The organism is Enterococcus sp. LJL128 (genome assembly GCF_056924295.1).
The window spans coordinates 15,046-33,815 of record NZ_JBXPBP010000018.1 but is presented as its reverse complement, the minus strand read 5'-3'; the positions used below and the strand labels follow the sequence as shown (position 1 = coordinate 33,815).

At 39.9% G+C, this 18,770-nt stretch carries 19 protein-coding genes; 9 read left to right on the top strand and 10 right to left on the bottom strand.

Going from position 1 to position 18,770, the window contains the following annotated elements:
* The first annotated feature begins 92 nt into the window (after positions 1-92).
* The gene (locus AC1Z3K_RS16130) at positions 93-299 is read left to right on the top strand and encodes a hypothetical protein (RefSeq protein ID WP_461733306.1); all 207 of its coding nucleotides are present in this window, start codon (positions 93-95) and stop codon (positions 297-299) included.
* Between the two features lie 92 nt (positions 300-391).
* On the opposite strand, the gene AC1Z3K_RS16125 is transcribed toward AC1Z3K_RS16130, so the two are convergent.
* Complete coding sequence (locus tag AC1Z3K_RS16125; protein ID WP_426083303.1) at positions 392-682, bottom strand: hypothetical protein; 291 nt, start codon at positions 680-682, stop codon at positions 392-394.
* 269 nt (positions 683-951) lie between these two features.
* On the opposite strand from AC1Z3K_RS16125, the gene AC1Z3K_RS16120 reads away from it, so the two are divergent.
* Complete coding sequence (locus tag AC1Z3K_RS16120; protein ID WP_461733305.1) at positions 952-1,260, top strand: antibiotic biosynthesis monooxygenase family protein; 309 nt, start codon at positions 952-954, stop codon at positions 1,258-1,260.
* A 123-nt stretch (positions 1,261-1,383) separates the two neighbouring features.
* Here the strand turns inward: AC1Z3K_RS16120 and AC1Z3K_RS16115 are convergent, their stop codons facing one another.
* Positions 1,384-1,626, bottom strand: coding sequence for a GlsB/YeaQ/YmgE family stress response membrane protein (locus AC1Z3K_RS16115; protein WP_426083307.1), 243 nt, complete (start codon positions 1,624-1,626; stop codon positions 1,384-1,386).
* A 118-nt stretch (positions 1,627-1,744) separates the two neighbouring features.
* Here AC1Z3K_RS16115 and AC1Z3K_RS16110 point away from each other — a divergent pair, with 118 nt between their 5' ends.
* Positions 1,745-2,296, top strand: a complete 552-nt coding sequence (locus tag AC1Z3K_RS16110; RefSeq protein ID WP_461733304.1) for an RNA 2'-phosphotransferase — start codon at positions 1,745-1,747, stop codon at positions 2,294-2,296.
* Between the two features lie 99 nt (positions 2,297-2,395).
* On the opposite strand, the gene AC1Z3K_RS16105 is transcribed toward AC1Z3K_RS16110, so the two are convergent.
* On the bottom strand, positions 2,396-3,652 hold the full coding sequence (locus tag AC1Z3K_RS16105; RefSeq protein WP_461733303.1) for an MDR family MFS transporter: 1,257 nt from the start codon (positions 3,650-3,652) through the stop codon (positions 2,396-2,398).
* Between the two features lie 39 nt (positions 3,653-3,691).
* On the opposite strand from AC1Z3K_RS16105, the gene AC1Z3K_RS16100 reads away from it, so the two are divergent.
* A complete protein-coding gene (locus tag AC1Z3K_RS16100) occupies positions 3,692-5,509 on the top strand; it encodes an ABC transporter substrate-binding protein (protein WP_461733302.1) in 1,818 nt (605 codons plus the stop codon).
* 99 nt (positions 5,510-5,608) lie between these two features.
* On the opposite strand, the gene AC1Z3K_RS16095 is transcribed toward AC1Z3K_RS16100, so the two are convergent.
* From AC1Z3K_RS16095 to rlmD, 3 genes are all read right to left on the bottom strand, one after another.
* Positions 5,609-6,427: a hypothetical protein gene (locus tag AC1Z3K_RS16095; protein ID WP_461733301.1), complete on the bottom strand. Its 819-nt coding sequence runs from the start codon at positions 6,425-6,427 to the stop codon at positions 5,609-5,611.
* Positions 6,428-6,636: 209 nt separating this feature from the next.
* Complete coding sequence (locus AC1Z3K_RS16090) at positions 6,637-6,897, bottom strand: hypothetical protein (RefSeq protein ID WP_426083317.1); 261 nt, start codon at positions 6,895-6,897, stop codon at positions 6,637-6,639.
* 24 nt (positions 6,898-6,921) lie between these two features.
* Positions 6,922-8,292: a 23S rRNA (uracil(1939)-C(5))-methyltransferase RlmD gene (gene rlmD, locus AC1Z3K_RS16085; protein ID WP_461733300.1), complete on the bottom strand. Its 1,371-nt coding sequence runs from the start codon at positions 8,290-8,292 to the stop codon at positions 6,922-6,924.
* A gap of 128 nt (positions 8,293-8,420) precedes the next feature.
* Between rlmD and recX the strand changes: the two genes are divergently transcribed.
* From recX to ntdP, 5 genes are all read left to right on the top strand, one after another.
* A complete protein-coding gene (recX, locus tag AC1Z3K_RS16080) occupies positions 8,421-9,224 on the top strand; it encodes a recombination regulator RecX (protein WP_461733299.1) in 804 nt (267 codons plus the stop codon).
* Positions 9,214-10,386 carry an A/G-specific adenine glycosylase gene (gene mutY / locus AC1Z3K_RS16075; RefSeq protein WP_461733321.1) on the top strand — a complete coding sequence of 391 codons (1,173 nt, stop codon included), beginning with the start codon at positions 9,214-9,216 and terminating at the stop codon, positions 10,384-10,386. The genes recX and mutY overlap by 11 nt, the downstream gene beginning before the upstream one ends.
* 194 nt (positions 10,387-10,580) lie before the next feature.
* The gene (locus AC1Z3K_RS16070) at positions 10,581-11,024 is read left to right on the top strand and encodes a DUF6323 family protein (RefSeq protein WP_461733298.1); all 444 of its coding nucleotides are present in this window, start codon (positions 10,581-10,583) and stop codon (positions 11,022-11,024) included.
* Positions 11,005-12,255 (top strand): DUF6179 domain-containing protein, encoded by a 1,251-nt coding sequence (locus tag AC1Z3K_RS16065; protein WP_461733297.1) that lies wholly within the window; start codon positions 11,005-11,007, stop codon positions 12,253-12,255. Before AC1Z3K_RS16070 ends, AC1Z3K_RS16065 begins: the two co-directional genes overlap by 20 nt.
* Before the next feature lie 121 nt (positions 12,256-12,376).
* The gene (gene ntdP, locus AC1Z3K_RS16060) at positions 12,377-12,910 is read left to right on the top strand and encodes a nucleoside tri-diphosphate phosphatase (protein ID WP_426083327.1); all 534 of its coding nucleotides are present in this window, start codon (positions 12,377-12,379) and stop codon (positions 12,908-12,910) included.
* Between the two features lie 322 nt (positions 12,911-13,232).
* Here the strand turns inward: ntdP and AC1Z3K_RS16055 are convergent, their stop codons facing one another.
* The 4 genes from AC1Z3K_RS16055 to AC1Z3K_RS16040 all read right to left on the bottom strand — a co-directional run bounded on the left by AC1Z3K_RS16055 (position 13,233) and on the right by AC1Z3K_RS16040 (position 18,735).
* The gene (locus AC1Z3K_RS16055; RefSeq protein WP_461733296.1) at positions 13,233-14,078 is read right to left on the bottom strand and encodes a sugar phosphate isomerase/epimerase family protein; all 846 of its coding nucleotides are present in this window, start codon (positions 14,076-14,078) and stop codon (positions 13,233-13,235) included.
* Positions 14,079-14,228: 150 nt separating this feature from the next.
* Entirely contained in the window at positions 14,229-15,617 is a 1,389-nt protein-coding gene (gene uxaC, locus AC1Z3K_RS16050) for a glucuronate isomerase (RefSeq protein WP_461733295.1), read from the bottom strand.
* A gap of 195 nt (positions 15,618-15,812) precedes the next feature.
* On the bottom strand, positions 15,813-17,318 hold the full coding sequence (locus AC1Z3K_RS16045; protein ID WP_461733294.1) for a UxaA family hydrolase: 1,506 nt from the start codon (positions 17,316-17,318) through the stop codon (positions 15,813-15,815).
* A complete protein-coding gene (locus AC1Z3K_RS16040; RefSeq protein WP_461733293.1) occupies positions 17,311-18,735 on the bottom strand; it encodes a tagaturonate reductase in 1,425 nt (474 codons plus the stop codon). Before AC1Z3K_RS16040 ends, AC1Z3K_RS16045 begins: the two co-directional genes overlap by 8 nt.
* Between the last annotated feature and the right edge of the window lie 35 nt (positions 18,736-18,770).

Genomic DNA, 18,770 nt, shown 5'->3' with positions numbered 1-18,770 from the left:
CCATTCGTTGAATCAGTCTTTTAGAGAACTTTTTCAAGCTACTTTCCAAAGGAGAACTATGCTATTATCTCTTAGAAAGCGAGTGTGAAAAGGTGATAAATAAATACGAAGAGTTATTGGAGCAGTTGAAAACTGGCGAAATCAGTGAATTAAAAATAGGAAATGCTGAATTTTTTCTTTTCCGGGAAGCCTGGCTGAATAGAGAAGATCGAATGAGCTTCGTTGGGGAAGCTCATCATGGCGGTGCTGCTACTTACTGCTACAACGCAGAAACTGTAGAGCTGGAACAAGCAGAGTGAATATACAAATATTAAAGAAAAGCCGTAAAAGAGTAGCAATAGTCACTCTTTTACGGCTTTTTCACTGTTGATATTTCTAAAAAGCAGTTCAATTAAGCAATACTTTTCAATGGCTTTGAGACGAATTCACGAATAAAAGAGTTGGGATTTCTGACAATGAATTTTTCAATCACAAGCTGCTGCCGGCTATTGTAATGACCAAATACTGAAAGCTCAAAGTGGTTATTTTCAAGAAATAACATCAGATTAGCTAAATCTCTTTTGGCCACTAAACAATTAATATCTTCTCCTTTAGTATGTAGGGTAAAGCGGACAAGCATATTTGGAAAAGCTGAAATTAGCCGAATCTTGTCTGCTGTTCCTACGTAGCTTCTTTCATTCATGACAGTCTCCTCGCTTTCTATAAATAGAAGTATTTATCTATAATCATTATACGAACGTTTGTTCTGTTTGTCTAGAATAAGATAATTTTCAGAAAGTAAAAAGTAGGTGATTGATGTAGTTTAAAGTAGCAATAATAAACAGATAATTGAAATCGTGGCGGAAAGAATTATTAATGGTCTCTCTAGCTGATTAGACTTACATAAAATTAAAACTTACGGTATAATTAATAATGATAATCATTATCATTTGAGGAGAGGAGTGCAAAAAGATGTTTGTTCAAACCGTTGCATTTATCATAAAAAAGGAAGGTAAAGAAACCTTTGAGAATAAAACAAAGAAAGATGTTGCCTCAATGCAGGCATGGGAGAACTGTCTCTCCAGTGAGTGCTGGTATGCGGAAACAAAGGATACGTGTGAATTCACATTAGTTTCAAAGTGGCAGGATAAGAAGGATTTTCAAGCCTGGTTAAAGCGGCCTGAACATTTGGAAAAGCATCGGGCTGCTCATAAAAATAAAGAGAGCAGACCAGAAATTGTTTTAGATAGAATCAGAAAAAGCTACATGGTGTTTGCCTAATCCAGCAAAAGAGTTTCTCTATAGAAATATAAGGCAGGAAAAAATCATGCTAAAACAAATAGACGCCTCAAAAGCTGTTTTTAGCAACAGTTTTTAAGGCGTCTATTTTTAGTATGAGCAAAATTAGTTTTTACCTGTAAAGAAAGAAACGACAATAACAACAATTGCTGCACCCAGTATGGAAGGTACTAATGCCATTCCTGCTAAACTAGGACCCCAGTCTCCAAATAATGCTTGACCAACTGAAGAACCAATCAAGCCGGCGATAATATTAAAAATACATCCGCTGGGTCTATCCTTGCTTGTTACTGATCCGGCAATCGAACCGATAATTGCTCCAACGATTAATGTCCATAACCAACTCATAATATCCCTCCTAACAATTAATTCTATTACATGGTAACATAATATAATAGAAATCTAATCCGACGGAGGACTGATTTCAGTTCAATCGTTTTAGAAAAAATATAGCGGAGTGAAAAATATGCTGACAAAACAAGAAGAAAAAATTAGTAAGACAATTTCATATGCCTTGAGACACAAGCCGGAAGAGTTTGACCTGATTTTAGATGAAGAAGGTTATGTAGCAGTTAAGAGGTTTATTGAAAAGATGAATTGCAAGGAAAATCTTGGGTTGACAGAGGAGCTGTTACTGTCTCTTTTAGCAAGAAGTGACAAAAAGCGCTGGGAAATCAAGGATGAAAAAATAAGAGCAATTTACGGGCATAGCATTAAGAAGAAAATTGAAAAGACAGCAGCTGTTCCGCCGCAGTTTCTCTATCACGGAACAGCCCACCGTTTTACAGCTTCAATTTTGGAGCAAGGATTGATTCCAAAAGAACGTCAGTATGTCCATCTGTCTTCAGATATAGAAACAGCAGTTGCAGTAGGCAAACGAAGAGACCGTTCTCCTGTATTATTCAAAGTGAATGCAGAAGCAGCTTTTCAAGATGGCATCAAATTTTACCGCGAGCCGGAAGAGATTTGGCTGAGTGATAGGATTCCAGCTGACTATTTACAAATCATAACAGAATAAAAATAGATGAAAAAACGCAGCTATTGAACAGGATATGTAGTGACCACAATGAGTCTGGGACAGGTACTGCAGCATCCAGTGAACTACTGCGTTTTTCTTTTAATTGTCAATGGAGGTTTCCTGAGGCTGATTTGGTTGAACAGCTAATGAGCTGTTTGTCAGGATAATACTTACAATTCCTAGTGAAATCAGCAAGGCAGCCATCCCATATTTTCCGATTGCCGGAGAAATCATTAAGGAAAGGGAGGCTAGAATTTTACCAGCTTGGAAAATAATCCCGTTAAAGGCTACATAGGCTCCCCGTTTGGAATTATCAATAATTTCAGCCAGAATGGTTTGCCGTGTCGGAACATAGAACAGCTCTCCCAAAGAAAAAACAACCGTAGCAATGAATAATACCAGCAGTTGATTGGAAAATGCCGTAACTGCATAACCAAAGCTGAATAGAATAAAGCCAGTATACATAATCGGCTTTTGTGAACATCCGCTGACCCAACTGGCGACAGGAGCTGTGAACAGGACGATCATAATCGTGTTGACTGCTGTCAACAGACTAAGAATTTTTACGCCGTCTAAAGTGATGCTGCCTAGAGAACCAAAGTGCAGCACCATTTGTTGTAGTTCTTCTGCCAATCGAACAGAAACATAGTTATTGCGTTGAAATTCCACTGTCATAATAGCAATACCGGCTAATGTAAACAACAAGAAGCGACGGTCAATAACGACAGTTTGATAGTTTTTAAAGACAGCAGTTAAGCCGACATTTTTTTCTTGATGAGTGGTTTTAGTCATGGTCTCAGAAAGCATTTTAATGGTTAAGCCAGTTGTAAAAAGAGAAAGCAGAACTAAGACGGCCAACAAGTAAAATAGATGTGTTTGGAAAAACCAGCCGCCAACCATGACGCCAATCAGCACCGATAAATTATTAGCCCAATAGCTGATAGAGTACATAAATGCCCGTTTTTCCGGTGTACTGACATCAATCAGCATAGCATCAGCAGCAGGATTAATCATTCCCTGAGCAACGCTGACTGTCAGCATCATTAAAAAGGTGAGCCAGACCGAATGAAGGAGAGCGGAGTTTGCCAGCAGCATACCTAGATAAGCAGCAGTTTTTAGCCATTCGCCAAGAACCATTAGCTGTTTTCGTCCGAAAATGTCTGTCAAATGACCGCCGTAAATCCCAGCAGCAAATTGAACGATGACATTAACCGTTACTAAAATGCCTGCAATGCCGCTATTTAGTTCCTTTGTCAGATAAACAGCCATGAACGGAAAAACCATCGAACCGACTACTTTGCTGAGAAATTGAATCATAATGCGCGCTCTAATATTAGGGTGTAGGGATTTTAACATGAAATTACTCCTTTCATTGAAATTATCAAATGGTTTGATATGATTATAAAAGAGGTTTGTAGTATTAAAAAGGGATTAATTTTTAAAAACGTGTCCCCTTTTAGGATGGGAGTTGACGAGATAGATTTCATTTATTATCAGCTGCGTGCATTTTTTTTGAAACGGGAGCAGCAAAAGAAAGTGACCTTTAAACTAGTGGAACTGACAGATTTATGGCTGTGTACTGCGAAGCAATGCAAACGGCGGCTAAAGCAGTATGAAGCGCTGGGAAAGCTGACTTATGTTCCGGGAAGAGGTAGAGGAAATGGCTCAGAGTTGATTTTTAGGGCGCCGTTTCAGCAGGAAGTACAGGAGATTGTGGAACAGGCACTTGAAACAAATTCATTGGATGATGTGATAGAGCTCTTGGGAATGGACATTCCCAAGGCATGGTTTGATGAGGTTTTTCAGGAAATACAAGGACTATTTGGCGTACAGCAGGGCTCAAATGATCAGGACATTCTGCGTTACATACTTAGAAGACCAATCACCTCACTTGATCCTTTGAAAGTTGCTGTTTCAAGAGAATCGTTTCTCATTCATCAGCTGGGAGATACACTTCTTCAATATGAAGACGGAGCCCACAGCTTGCAGCCGGGGCTGGCTCATCATTGGCGGGTTTCCAAGGATTATTGTCAATGGACATTTTTTCTCCGAAAGGGAGTCCGTTTCCATCACGGCAGAATGCTTACAAGTGAAGATGTGAAATACACGCTGCTGCGGGCACGAAATCCTGAATCGGTTGTTTCCTGGCAGCTGCAGAATATTGAAGATATATCCTGTGATAATGAGTATGTGGTAACTATTCATCTGAATAAAGGTGAACCTTTTTTTGGTCATTACTTGGCAATGGGAAATTTAGCTATCCTGCCGTATGATATTTCTTTTGATGAAAAGAGATGGGTTTCGACAGGTCCGTTTAAAATTAGAAATTATTCTGATCAGTCGTTAACATTAGAAGTATTTGAAGACTATTATGGTCTGCGTCCCTTAATGGACCGTATTGAATTTTGGGTTATTGAAAATCAGGAGTTGCCGGTAACGGTTTTGACTGATGCAGAGTTTTCAAAAAAGGATGAGTATGTAGAGTACAGTAAAGAGAATGTTGGGGTAGAATTTCTGATGTTTAACTTCCAAAGCCAATCTGTGATTCAGCACCCAAAATTTCGGGAAGCAATCTACCATCTGCTGGATGGAGTAGAAATGAAAAAAGAATTGGCGATTGGTATGCCGTCCTCAAGATTTCATCCAGAAAAATCTAAACCAGTGCCAAAAGAATGCTCAAAAGTTGCTGAGTTGTTGGAAGAAGCAGGTTATCAAGGGGAAGTATTGACCTTAGGTACCTTTAGTTATTTGGAAGCAAGAAAGAAAGCAGAGTGGCTGCAAAAGCGGGCTGCAGCCTACGGAATTCAGCTGGAGCTACGAAAAATGCCGATTTCAGGTACCTTTTACACTAAAGAATATGAAGAAGAAACAGATATGATGATGGCAGCAGACGTACCGATTGCTAATCAAGAATTGGCATTTTTAGATTTTTGTTCTAATCCGAATTTATTTTGTCAGCGTCTTTTTTCAAAAGCTATTCTATCAGTGCTTAATAAGAAAATTGAAAAAATGAAATTTAACGAAGATTATTCTAAACGGCAGTTGATTTATGAGCAGATTGATCAGTGGCTGACAACAAATTATTTCCTTGTCTACATCTCTCATCCAGTAAAAAGGGAGCTAATTCATTCAACGATCAAACGTCAAGGGAAAGAATTTTTTAGTAATTTAGATTTACGAACAGTTTGGGCTGAAAGAGGAGACACAGTATAGCGATGGAACAGGGATGAAGATAATGATTTAAAAAATAAAAAATCCGGAAAAGCGGTAATATACATTACAGACTTTTCCGGATTTTCTTTGAATAATCATTTATCTTACTCGGGTAAATTCCATAGTAGTTGAAATATCTAATATATTTCCTGATCTTAGAACATAATTTTTTAAAGAATCGCCTTCGGCATCCTCCTCATCTGCCGGGAAGAGCCATTCAAATTTGTACTCATCAGCTTCCAGAGCAGTTTTATCTTTAAACAGCTTAAAGGAGTCGCTTGTATCGCTGACGGGGATAATATCATACGCACCGGCATCTAAGTCTTCACCAATAATAATTTCTCCGGAAAATTGACCAGTTTCTCCAACAGCCAAAGCAATTACAGTTGTGTCAACGCTGTCGGATTCTATAGGGGTGCTTGTTGTAGAAGTAGTCGTTTCAGATTTTGTAGAATCGGTAGAGCTTTCTCCGGTAATTTTCTTAATGACTTCATCTTTTGATCCATCAAAATCTTCTTCTGAAACACCAATTCGAATAGTCGCTCCCTTTTCAGCATAATAACCAGCTTTTTCTTTTCCAACCTGTTCATCACTAAAATAAGTTAAGTTTTTTTGAGCTAGGAGGGTGTTACACTCGCCTTTTTTGAGAAAATGCTTTTCTTCCTCAGCTTTTTCTTTGAAAGAAGCAGATACAAATTCTACCTTTAGTCCAAGTTCTTTAAAGGCAGCTTCAACTTCTTCGTAAGGCTTGAATAAAGTATCCGGCACTTTGATTTTATTTTCTAAAGATATTTCGGAAGAAACAGTTGTTTCTATGCTGCTGCTTTCCTTAACTGAATTTTCCGAGTTAGTTGAGGTGCATGCTGAAATAAGAATTGCAGAGGCCAATAGCCCCAACACTAATTTTTTATTTTTCATTTTTTTCTCCTTTTGAATAAAGATTATACTAACATTCATTTTCCAAGCTATATGTTTTCAGATAAAGGTTCCACCCCTAAGGGAATAGCCACTCTCAGCCAAAATTATCCAAAGATAAGTCCGATAGATAGATTAAACAAAGCCTGTCACAAGGAAAGTGACAGGAAGAATGCTGTCTTCGGTCAGTTCTTTTCTTGTAAAATGACCTGCTATCTGGAAATGATAAAGAAATAGGCCAGAGAGAGCAGCAGCGGTATGACCATAATGATACTGATGATTAAGGGAATTAATGGTAATGCATACCAGCCGTTGCCGAATTTTTTCTTTCGTTTTACTGTAGCCATTGCGCCAATTGAAAACAAGCTCAGAACAAAGGTGATGAGACCTGTCAAACCAACAATTAAAATTCCCCCAATTAATACTAAGGCAGCTACCATTAGTATTAAAAAAAACAATGCACCTACTGCCATATTTTTCAACTCCTTTGATGATTCTCATTTTTTAACCAACTTCACAACAACTTCACAACGGGCGGTTTGAGGAAACATATCTACAGATTGAAGATATTCAACATGGAAGGCCTTGACCAGCTGAACTAGGTCTCTGGCCAGTGTAGAAACATTGCATGAGACATAGACCATTTTTTTAGGAGGATACTGCAGAATTGCTTGAAGCAGCTTTGAATCCAAACCAGTGCGGGGCGGGTCAACAATAATTCCATCAGGTCTGAAGCCTTCTCCCAGCCATTTTGGCAGCAGCTCTTCTGCGGTGCCAACCTCATAGCGTGTATTTGATGCCCCTAGCTCAGCAGCATTTTTTCTAGCATCGTCAATAGCAGCTGGAATGGTGTCCATTCCCCGTACCTCTTTGGCCTGATGAGCTAAACTTAATCCAATCGTACCAACACCGCAATAAGCATCAACTACTGATTCATCTGGCTTTAAATCCAAAGCTTTCCGGGCTTCATCGTAAAGCTTTTCAGTCTGTTCTGGATTCAGCTGGAAAAAGGCTCTTGGAGACAAATCAAAAGATAACTCACTGATGCGTTCTCTAATGCTTTCTTTCCCCCATAGATGGATGGTCTGGTCGCCCATAATTAAAGAAGTTTTCTTATTCTGAACGTTCTGCATAATGGAAACTACTTCCGGCAGTTTAGCTTGAATATCATTAATTATTTTTTGCTTTTGCGGGAATTTTTGAGATTGGGTGATAAAAACAACTTGAACCTCGCCAGTTTGAACACCTATACGGACCATTAATGTGCGGAAAATACCGCTGTTTTTCCGTTCATCATAAATTGGCAGATGATAGTTATTCAGCAGTTCTACCAGCGTATTCATAACGTTGGTGACAGTCGTATCCTGAACCAAACAATTATCGATTGGAACCAATGTATGTGAGGCCGGCTGATACAACCCGGCCTCAACAGTACCATTATTTTCGCGAAGCTGAAACTGGGCTTTATTTCGATAATTCCATGGATCTTTCATACCGATTGTTTTCCGAAGATCATAGTTTTGATAATTTGCTGGTTTGAATTTTGTCAGCGCCTGTTTCAGCAAATCTTTTTTGTAGACCAATTGGGCTTGATAATTTAGGTGCTGCAGCTGACAGCCGCCGCATTTTTCATAAACCGGGCAAGGCGGTGTTATTCTGTCAGGAGAAGGCTTACTGATTTTTGTTAGCTCTCCTTCAATAAATTTAGGACTTACTTTTGTAACCTTTATTGAAACCTGTTCCTGAGGCAGTGCGTTGGGAACAAAGACAATGGTACGCTTATAATAGCCGATTCCTTCGCCGTTAATCCCTAGCCGTTTTATTTTTAAAGGAATTGTTTGACCGATTTTTACTTGCTGATTATTCATGATGACTTCCTTTTATATCAGATTTTATTTTTATAGACAGCTTAATTTTAGCATAGATTTTCCGGTTTGGCTTCTTGATAATATATGGTATAGTAGAATGTATGTTCTGATAAGAGAGGTGGAAAGAAATGGAGAAGATTATAAAAATCACTAGAGAGAAATCCCAGTTCTATCTTGTCTGGCTGTCTTCAGGGGAAAAGCTCCGTGTTTCAGAGGACACACTAGTTCGTTATCGTCTACTGAAAGATCAGGAAATCTCGCCTGAGCAGATTGAAGAAATTAAAAATGCTGGTTCATATGATGTAGGCTTACAGCTGTCACTCCATTATCTCAGCTACCAGCTGCGGACAAAAAAAGAAATCAGAGATTATCTAAAGGATAAAGAAATTCCTCAGAGAGATAGAGAAAAAATTATTCACCAGCTGCAGGAGATGCAGCTGCTTGATGATTATGTATACAGTGAAAGCTATGTTCGAACCATAATGAAGACTTCAGATAAAGGACCTAAACAGGTAGAACAGCAGCTGAAGAAAAAAGGCGTAGAGGAAGAGGCAATTCTGCATGGCTTGTCTGTCTATACAGAGGTAGAACAGCGGACAATTGCTTCAAAAGCTGCGGAAAAGAGTATGCGGCGTTATCGGGACAAAAGCTTTAAGGACGCTGTACAGAAGACGAAGCTTCACCTGATTCAAAAAGGTTTTTCAAAGGATATTATCGAACAGGTCATGACCGAGTTAGCTTTTGAAAAGGATGAAGAGCAGGAAGCAGAGCAGCTACAAAAACAAGGAGATAAGCTGTGGGAAAAGTATCGTAATTTAGAGCCGAGGAAACGTAGCCTGAAGCTAAAGCAGGCGCTCTATCAAAGAGGCTTTGATTTCGATTTGATTGCTCAGTTTGTCAGCGAGAAGGAACTGGAAAATGATGAAGAATAATCAACTGCTGGATACACCTGAGAAAATCCGGAGTTTTCAAATTGAATTTATTGAGTGGTATGAGAAGGAAAAGAGAAATCTGCCTTGGCGTATAAATCTGGATCCCTACCGTATCTGGATTTCAGAAATTATGCTGCAGCAGACGCGGGTAGATACAGTAATCGATTATTATTATCGGTTCATGGAGAGGTTTCCAACAATTAAAGCACTGGCTGAGGCTTCTGACGAAAGGCTTCTCAAAGCATGGGAAGGCTTAGGCTATTATTCCCGAGCTAGAAATCTAAAGGCGGCAGCTCAGCAGATTATAAGCGATTTTGAAGGAGAGATGCCAAAGTCAATTGAAGAAATCCGCGAGCTGAAGGGAATTGGTCCCTATACAGCTGGAGCTATCGGCAGTATTGCTTTTGGACTTCCCGAGCCGGCTATCGACGGGAATGTCATGCGGGTTGTCAGTCGGCTGTTTGAAATTGAGGCAGATATTGCGAAGGCATCCAGCCGCAAGCTATTTGATGAAGCAATGCGGCTGATTATTGATGAGCAGCGTCCAGGCGATTTCAATCAGGCGATGATGGACTTGGGCTCAGCCATTTGCACCCCAACTTCACCTAAATGTGAAGCCTGTCCTATCCAATCTTATTGTGCTGGCTATGCAAATGGGACGATGACCAGCTATCCAGTAAAATCAAAAAAAATGAAGCCTAAAGATGTTTATTATATCGGTACAATTATTGAAAATAAAAAGCAGGAATATTTAGTAGAACAACGCAGTGATAAAGGTCTGCTGGCTAATATGTGGCTTTTTCCGATTAAAGAAGTGACGAAGAAAGAATTTGAAGCCATGCAAAGGGACTGGGCTGAAGTGAATCAGCAGCTTGCACTGGATATTGATCAGGAGTCTTTAGTCGCTGAAGAGAGCAGCAGTCAGCTTTTAAACAGCTATGATCAGGTAGTTTGGCAGAAACGGTCTTTAGGAGAGGTAACTCATATCTTTAGTCATTTGAAATGGCATATTTTGGTCTTTTACGGTAGAGGTACTGAGAATCACCCGCTTGAGCCCCAGCAGGAATGGCTGTCAGCTGAACGCTTTTCAGAGTATGTCTTTCCAAAGCCTCAGCAAAAAATGGTTGAGCTGCTGAAAAAAGAATTTTCTTCAAAAAAATAATTATGTTATTTTTTATTTATAAAAGACATACAAATAATAAAAAAGAATACGAAAGCCTAGAAAAAAACCTTGGATATCCAAGATTTTTTTCTAGGCTTTCTCTTTTTATAATATCATAAAATGAGACAAATTAATAGACTATACATACTCGCCTTTCTATGGTATTAAGTATGTGCCATAAGGGAGGAAGAGCTATGAAGTATGATTTTAGTTTGTTATTTAATGGAGAAATAGAACAAGATTTAAAGCAAATCAATCAAGGCATCAAAAGGAATGAATTGATACTAACCACGCAGCAGCTTGAGGTTATACTGGCAAGCCGGGAAAAAGCGTTGCAGGATAGTCACCTGTTGGAGCTAGCCTTGGAAACACAAAAGTATCTGGCTGCTCATTTATCGGAATCAGCCTTTGTGACGCCTAACAACTATTTTTCTGATTTACTTGATTTGCAGGAACTGTTTTATTTTATACGTAGTGATACGGCTTTTTCATGGTCGGATCAGGATATTTTGGATAAAATGCTGACAGTATTTGAAAAATATGAAGGCTCAATTCCTCATATTCAAGGGTATTTTGAGGAATGGCTTGTAGCAGAAAAATTGACAGGAGGAAGTCTGAATGAACCAGTTGATGAATAATTTTCACTTTTCAGAATCGGACGTCCTGCTTCTGCTGAAACAGCTTTTATTGGAAAAAGTCAGTGGAACTTCTGTTGTACCAGTAGATGAAGCAGAGAATGTTTTGCTTTCACTATTATATACAACGAATCATGCAGAAGCCGGCAATCAGCCGTTGTCAGCAGCTGCTGCTTTTGAACAAGGAAAGCTGCAGTTAAAGAAACACTTAGCTAGAGCAGAAGGGCTTTATCAAGAGGTGCTTCAAACAAGGACGCCGCTTCCGGTAGAATCCTATCAGAATTTGTTACAGGATTTCAGTGAATTCTTTGTTAGTTATGATATGGAATACGGCGCACATCAGACTGGAGCGTTATGGATTGATTATCAGCTGGCCTTTCCTTTAGATGACCAACAGCTAAAGGGTGTGGACTTTGTGGAGGCTTTTCTAGCTGCGCTGCTATGGGAAAATAATTTCTGTAAATCCTTTTCTGCTAGCTGTTTATTGGAGTTATTCCAAGCCTATGAACGACAGGTGAAGGTTGATTATCAAACGGATATAAATAATATTTATGAACGTGTTTTTTTTCAAGCATTTGGCAAGCAGTTAATTGGCAGAGACTTCACAAATACGCTATTATTTTCCAATGCCGAAATTGATGAGCTTTTGAAAAAAGCTCATCAAATAAATCATCATCAGCAGGAAAAGTTTTTCCAAGAAATGCTTTATAGACTAGAGCTTTCGGATAGTGTCTATTATCGAAAAAGTCTGGGGAATTTTCGCTATAAGCTGGACAATAACACTGCTAAGGATCAGAAATCCTTGTTTATTTTAAAAAAAGAACCAGCTAGTCTCTTTGTAGCAAATGAAGGCCTATTAATGGAAAGCTTCACTGAGGTTGTCACTCAGGCAGCGGTATTGAAGAGTACAGATAAAGTTGCTTTTTTAATTGAAAGCTTCGTATCCATTTACGATTATCTGGATTTTTTTGAGCTGGAGCTTTTGTCTGAAAAGGAATATGAACTGCTGTTTAAAAGTTTACAACTGGAGATGATTGCTGTTTTAATCAAGTTTAGCGCACAAAGAGATGAGTGGGAGGAGATTGTAAAGCTGGAAGATTTCATGAGGCTGGAGTTTAAGGAGCCTTGGAAAATAGGCTTTTACAACTATCTAAATTCTTTAAAGGCAGATACAAGAAAACGTGTGGATGACCACTTGAAGCAGCTTGAACTACCCTCTTTAGATTTTCAATGAGAAGTAAGAACTCTCCTGTATGCAAATGTAAAAATTATGCTATAATTAAGTGGATATCGATGTAATGAGAACCTGAATGAAAATATATTGAAAATTTCATTTAAGGGAAAGTTGGGGTACTATGAAGATTCCTAAAGAGGGAGAGTTTGTAACGATTCAGAGTTATAAACATGACGGTCATTTACATCGAACATGGCGAGATACTATGGTATTAAAAACAAGTGAGTATTCTTTGATTGGCGTGAACGATCACACTCTGGTGACAGAGTCTGACGGACGCCGCTGGGTTACTCGAGAACCAGCAATTGTTTATTTCCACAAAAAATACTGGTTCAACGTAATAGCAATGATCAGAGAAAAGGGGGTTTCTTATTATTGCAATCTTGCTTCACCGTATCTGTTAGATGATGAAGCATTGAAGTATATCGATTATGATTTGGATATCAAGGTCTTTCCTGATGGAGAGAAGCGTCTTCTTGATGTGGATGAGTATGAATTTCACAGTAAAATAATGAACTATCCAAGTGATATCGATTTTATTTTAAAAGAGAATGTTAAAATTCTTGTAGATTGGATTAATAATGAGCGTGGACCGTTTTCTGATGCCTATATTGATATCTGGTATCGGCGTTACCAGCAGCTGGCTAAAAAATAGTCGATGTAAATGGACTGTATGAATATAAAAGCCCCTGTACATTCGTGTACAGGGGCTTTTATATTTGGCGAAGGGATACTATTTATGGCTGTAAAGTCAGTAACACCAAGGGAGAGACTGAGAGAAGAATTTGGCTAAGGCCTAGCTTCACGAGCAAGTTCTTTTCCACAATTAGCGTGAGAGCTGAACAAAATCGTTCTACTTTTCTCAGCTTGTGACTGACTGGCGATTCCCTTTTTTACTCCAACGGTTGTACTACTTAACTTCATTCGAATGTCTGTTTATAAAACATCATGACATTCCAAGAATAGGGATGCAGAGACTAATCAGGAAGGGCTTGATAGATGTCCCGTAGTTTTGCAGCAGCGGAGGCAACATGTGGTTCAACTGTTGCTTCCAGACTGGCAAACATTAGGGGCTTATCATGTTTTAAAAAGCTGAGGATTTGGTCATAATTCATCCAGCCTGTTCCTACAGGTACAATTTTGACTTGATTGTTTTCAATAATGAAATCTTTAAGATGAAAGCTAGCAATGTCGTCGCGAAGCTGGTTCAGCGCATTGTAGACAACTGCTTCCTGTTGCTGATGATTTTCTACAGAAATCAAGTTGGCACAGTCCATAATAATTTTCAGGTTTGGCGATTGAACTTCCTTTATCAATCTTAGTGCCAGCTCTGAAGTGTGCAGAGGATGATTAATCCCTGCTTCAACACCAACTGTTACGCCAAACTTTTCTGCAAAGGCGGTTAACTCAATGACCGAATCACGAGCTAGCTGATACGCTTCTTCAGTGAAGTTTTTAGTTGTATAGCCATCACCGACAGAGCCGGTTTCGGTTCCGACAACGGCCGCATGATAATCGTTAGCTAAAGTGATGTGGTGCTTAAAAATATCCAGTTCGCGGCGACGAATCTGTGGATCTGGCGAAGCCATATTGATATAGCAGCCTAAAACAGAAATTTTAATTCCCATGCGCTGTAGATAATCACTAATAAAGCTGGCGGTACCGCTGGAAATACTCCGTAAATCAGGAGCAAATTCTGGAAAAGACTTTTTGACAGCCAGCTGGATATGGGACAGGTCATTTTTTAGCACCTTATCAGCCAGTTCTTCACGAGAACTGGCTGATAAGTCATGGGCACGAATACCAAGGTTCAAAGGAATCATTGCTTTTCTCCTTTTTCTAATTTTTGTTAATGAAGGCTAAGTCTTATCGAAGGCTTAGGCTATAGTTCTATTACTTTTATTAGTATACGAGTAAAGCGGCGCGGCTATGAATGTTGAAAGCAGCGTGTGGACAGAAATAGAAAATTTCTGTTAAAAATTAAAATAGTGTTCAGCGTTGGTATAGCTAATTGCTTGAACAAGGCTTCCTAAAGTTTTTTCATCAGCAGGTGCTTCGCCTCGTTCCACGATTTCACCAACGAACTCACAAAGGACACGGCGGAAGTATTCGTGGCGGGTATAGGATAAAAAGCTGCGCGAATCTGTCAGCATACCAACGAAATTGTGGAGAACACTACCGTCAGCCAACTGTGTCAGCTGTTCACGCATCCCAGCACGGGTATCATTAAACCACCAGCCGGAACCTAGCTGTAGCTTGCCGGCAACTTCTTTTTGGAAGCAGCCTAGTAGAGCAACCAAGGCTGGATAATCATTTGGATTCAGCGAGTAGAGAATGGTTTTTGGCAGCTGATTGCTGCTTTCGGCTCGATTTAAAAGCTGCTGCAGCGGAATTGTAATGGATAAATCATTGATGCCGTCGTAACCAGTATCGGGTCCTAGCTGTGCCAGCATCCTCTGGTTGCAGTTGCGGTAAGCATGAATATGAAGCTGCATAGTCCATCCGTATTGATGGTAAAAATGAATCAGTCGAATGAGGGTTTCTGTGCGGTAGCTGTGAAGCTCTGTCTCTGTCAGAGGTAAACCGCGCAGCCCTTTTTGAAAAATTGCTTCCAGTGTATCGCTCTCCGCTTCTTCATAGAGAAGAATATCAAGGGCATGGTCAGAGAGACGTCCTCCCAGTTTGTGAAAGAAATCAATACGGCTGCCAAGAGCGGCAATCAGTTCTTCATAGGTAGTTACCGGCATTTCACTGGATTCTGATAAGCGGTGAATCCACTGATTAAAGCCGGTATGATGAATATTCAATGCTTTATCCGGGCGAAACGAGGGCAGGACTTTGAAATGGGACTCTTCATCAGCTAAAAGCTTATGATAAGCTAGATCATCGCTGGGATCATCTGTTGTACAAACTACCTTTACGTTTGAACGACGAATGATTTCTCGGCGTTTAAATGCAGTTGTTTTTAGTTTTTCATTTACAAGAGTCCAGATTGTCTCGGCATTTTCCGGAGTAACAAGAAGGTCAATGTCAAAAAAACGCTTCAGTTCTAAATGAGTCCATGTGTATAAAGGATTTCCGATTAGCTTCGGCACAGTTTCACACCAAACCATAAACTTGTCATAATCAGACGCTTCTCCAGTGATATGAGATTCCGGAACTCCACAGGCGCGCATCAGCCGCCATTTATAGTGATCGCCGGAAAGCCAAGCTTCAGTGATATTCTTGAAGTTTTGATTTTCATAGATTTCCTTAGGCTCTAAGTGACAGTGATAGTCAATAATCGGCATGGCTGCAGCATGCTCATGAAAGAGTTTTTTTGCCCAGTCAGTAGACAGTAAAAAATCATCATTTAAAAACATAGTGGTCAATCCTTCTTTCTAATGAATAATTTCACAATAATGTGTTTGAAGCAGTGAGAAAAACGTTGGATAGAACAGAAAATAAGCATAGGTTCCGCTATTCTTTCTCTGCTAAATGGAGCCGGCAGGAGCGGAAAAGCTGCACTCCGCTCTACTGGCAGCTCGTATATAAAAGATTCTATAAGCTACATGGAGTTATAGTGTAACGCCGTTTTTGAAGATTGCGACTTCCCGAACGTCATTTTCTTCGTTACGAGTAGGTTCACCGCTAGATACAGCAATAATTTTTTGAATAAATTCTTCAAGAACCTCCTCCATAGGCTGTTCCAAAAGCGTTCCCGCATTAAAATCCATCCAATGACCCTTTCGGTCAAAAATGGTGTTGTTCGTAGCCACTTTGACTGTTGGTACATAGGCGCCAAAAGGTGTTCCGCGACCTGTAGTGAACAATACTAGATGACAGTCTGATGAAGCTAAAGCAGAGGCTGCCACTAAATCGTTCCCAGGCGCTTGAAGTAAACTCAAGCCTTTTTTGCTTAGCTTTTCGCCATATTTCAGCACGTCGACGACAGGAGCTGTTCCGGCTTTTTGAGTACATCCCAAAGATTTATCTTCTAAAGTAGTTATCCCGCCAGCTTTGTTTCCAGGGGAAGGGTTCTCATAAACAGGTTCGCCATAAGAAAGAAAATACTGTTTGAAATCATTGATTAAATGAACAATCTGGTCAAAAACTTCTTCATTTTCAGCACGGGCCATCAGCATCTGCTCTGCACCAAACATTTCTGGTACTTCTGTGAGAATCGTACTTCCTCCTTGAGCGATGAGAAAGTCTGAAAAAGCTCCTAGTAAAGGATTGGCGGTAATACCTGAGAAGCCATCGGAGCCGCCGCATTTTAGACCAACATTCAATTCTGCAAGAGGAACCTCCTGCCGGTAATCATTTTTAGCTTCCTCATAGAGTTCCTCCAGCAGCTCTACGCCTTTTTCCACTTCATCGTAGACTTCTTGAGCGACTAAAAATTTCACCCGTCTTTTGTCGTATTCACCTAGCTTTTCCTCAAACTCAGGAACTGTGTTGTTTTCACAGCCCAATCCAAAAACAAGAACACCACCTGCATTTGGATGCTTCACTGCATCAATCAGGACGTCGCGGGTATTTTGGTGATCGGTTCCCAGCTGAGAACAGCCGTAGGGATGCTTTAAAATAGTGATGTTGTCAAAAGCACCAAAATCAGGATGCTTTGCTTTGAATTCCTTAAGCATCAGCTCAGCCATACCGTTAACACAGCCGACAGTAGGAACGATGAACAAATCATTTCGAATCCCCACCTTACCGTCGGCACGTTTGTAGCCTTTAAATGTTAAATCAGTTTTTGGGTAATGAATCTGTTGAAGATTCGGCTGGTAGGAATAATCCAGCTCGCCGGATAAATTGGTCTTTACATTATGAGTGTGTAGCCAATCGCCGATAATAGTGTCGCTTAAAACATGACCAATAGGGTAGCCGTATTTAATCACATGCTGATCTTTAGCCATATTAGTCAGAGCAATTTTGTGACCTTGAGGAATATCATGATTAGCAGTTATTTCCTGTTCATTTAGCTGCAGTCTCTCGCCAGCTGTAATAGGGCGTAGGGCAACTGCCACAGTATCATTGGGATTTAGCGTCATTAAGGGGGCTTTTGTTAATGTTTCAGGCATGGACTTTTTCTCCTTTATTTATATTTTGAATAAGCTCTCTAGCTCCTTTTGTATCCAATACTAATAAATCTTGCTTAACCTGTTCTGTTAGTCCGGGAATAGTAGTCAAGTCTTTTCCCCATAGAGCAGTCTCAGCAAGCAATATCTGAACAGCCGTGTCCGGATTTTCCCAGGCTGCTTCAAATATGTTAAGAACAGCTTCATCATCCTGTGGTGTAATAGAATCGCCTTTATATGAACGAAGCAAGGCAGCCAAAGCGGCTGTCATGTATGGCGGCAAGGCGTTTCGCTGCTTTTGATAAGTCAGGAAAACAGGCAGCAGTCTGGCAGTATACTTGGAAACACTGTTTAAAGCAATCGCATTTAACTGATGATGGGCAAAAGGGTTTAAAAAGCGTTCCTTGATTTGTTCAGCATAAGCAGACAGTTCATCTTCCGGCAGAGTCAGCATAGGAATCAGTTCATCTGTAAACAAATGATCAATAAAATATCTGAAATCAGTATCCTTCATCATGTCTTCTACGGTCTCTACTCCTGCCAACAAACCTAGGGGAACCATTGCGGTATGAGGACCATTGAGCAAATGAACCTTTCTTTGACGATAAGGAGTCATATCCTCTGTAACAATCACGTTTAATCCAGCTTTTGCTAAAGGAAGTGCTTCTTTTAAGCTTTGTGGACCTTCAATCACCCATAGCATAAATGGCTCTGCTTTGACCATTAAACGGTCTTCGTAGCCATGCTGTTGATTAAGCTCCGCAGCTGTATCCCTTGGATAACCTGGTACAATCCGGTCAACTAGACTACAGCAGAAAATATTGTCCTGTTCAAGCCATTGCTTAAAAGCAGGTCCTAATTGCCAGTCATCTGCATAACGAAGCACGATTTCTTTTAGCTTCTCACCGTTACGATCAATTAACTCACAAGGAATAATAATCAGCCCTTTTTTTTCAAGCTGAAAACGTCGATAGAGAAAAGCAGTTAGTTTTCCAGGATAGCTCTGCTGAGGACTATCCGCAAGGCTGTCATTAGGAAGATATTGAATACCGGCTTCTGTTGTGTTGGAAACAATAAACTCAAGAGAATCATTCTCTGCTAAAGATAGATATGCGTCCCAGTCTTTATAAGGATTGATGACTGAATCAATCACCGTGATGACCTCAGAAGAGTTGATTAACTCCTGATTTAACAAGCCTTCTAAAATGACTGTATAGAGGTTATCCTGTTCTTCCAGCATTTCACCTAAGCCTTGATTAATGGGTTGAACCACTGCCACTGAACCGTTGAAGAGGTTTTGTTTATTCATCTGCTGAATCTGCCAGTCTACGAAGGCCCTCATAAAATTCCCTTCACCAAATTGAAGTACTTTCACGGGGAGTGTTTCTCTTTTGATTTGTTCATTTGTTAGTCTGTTCATATTGGAAAACATCCTTTCGTATTAAATGCACACGT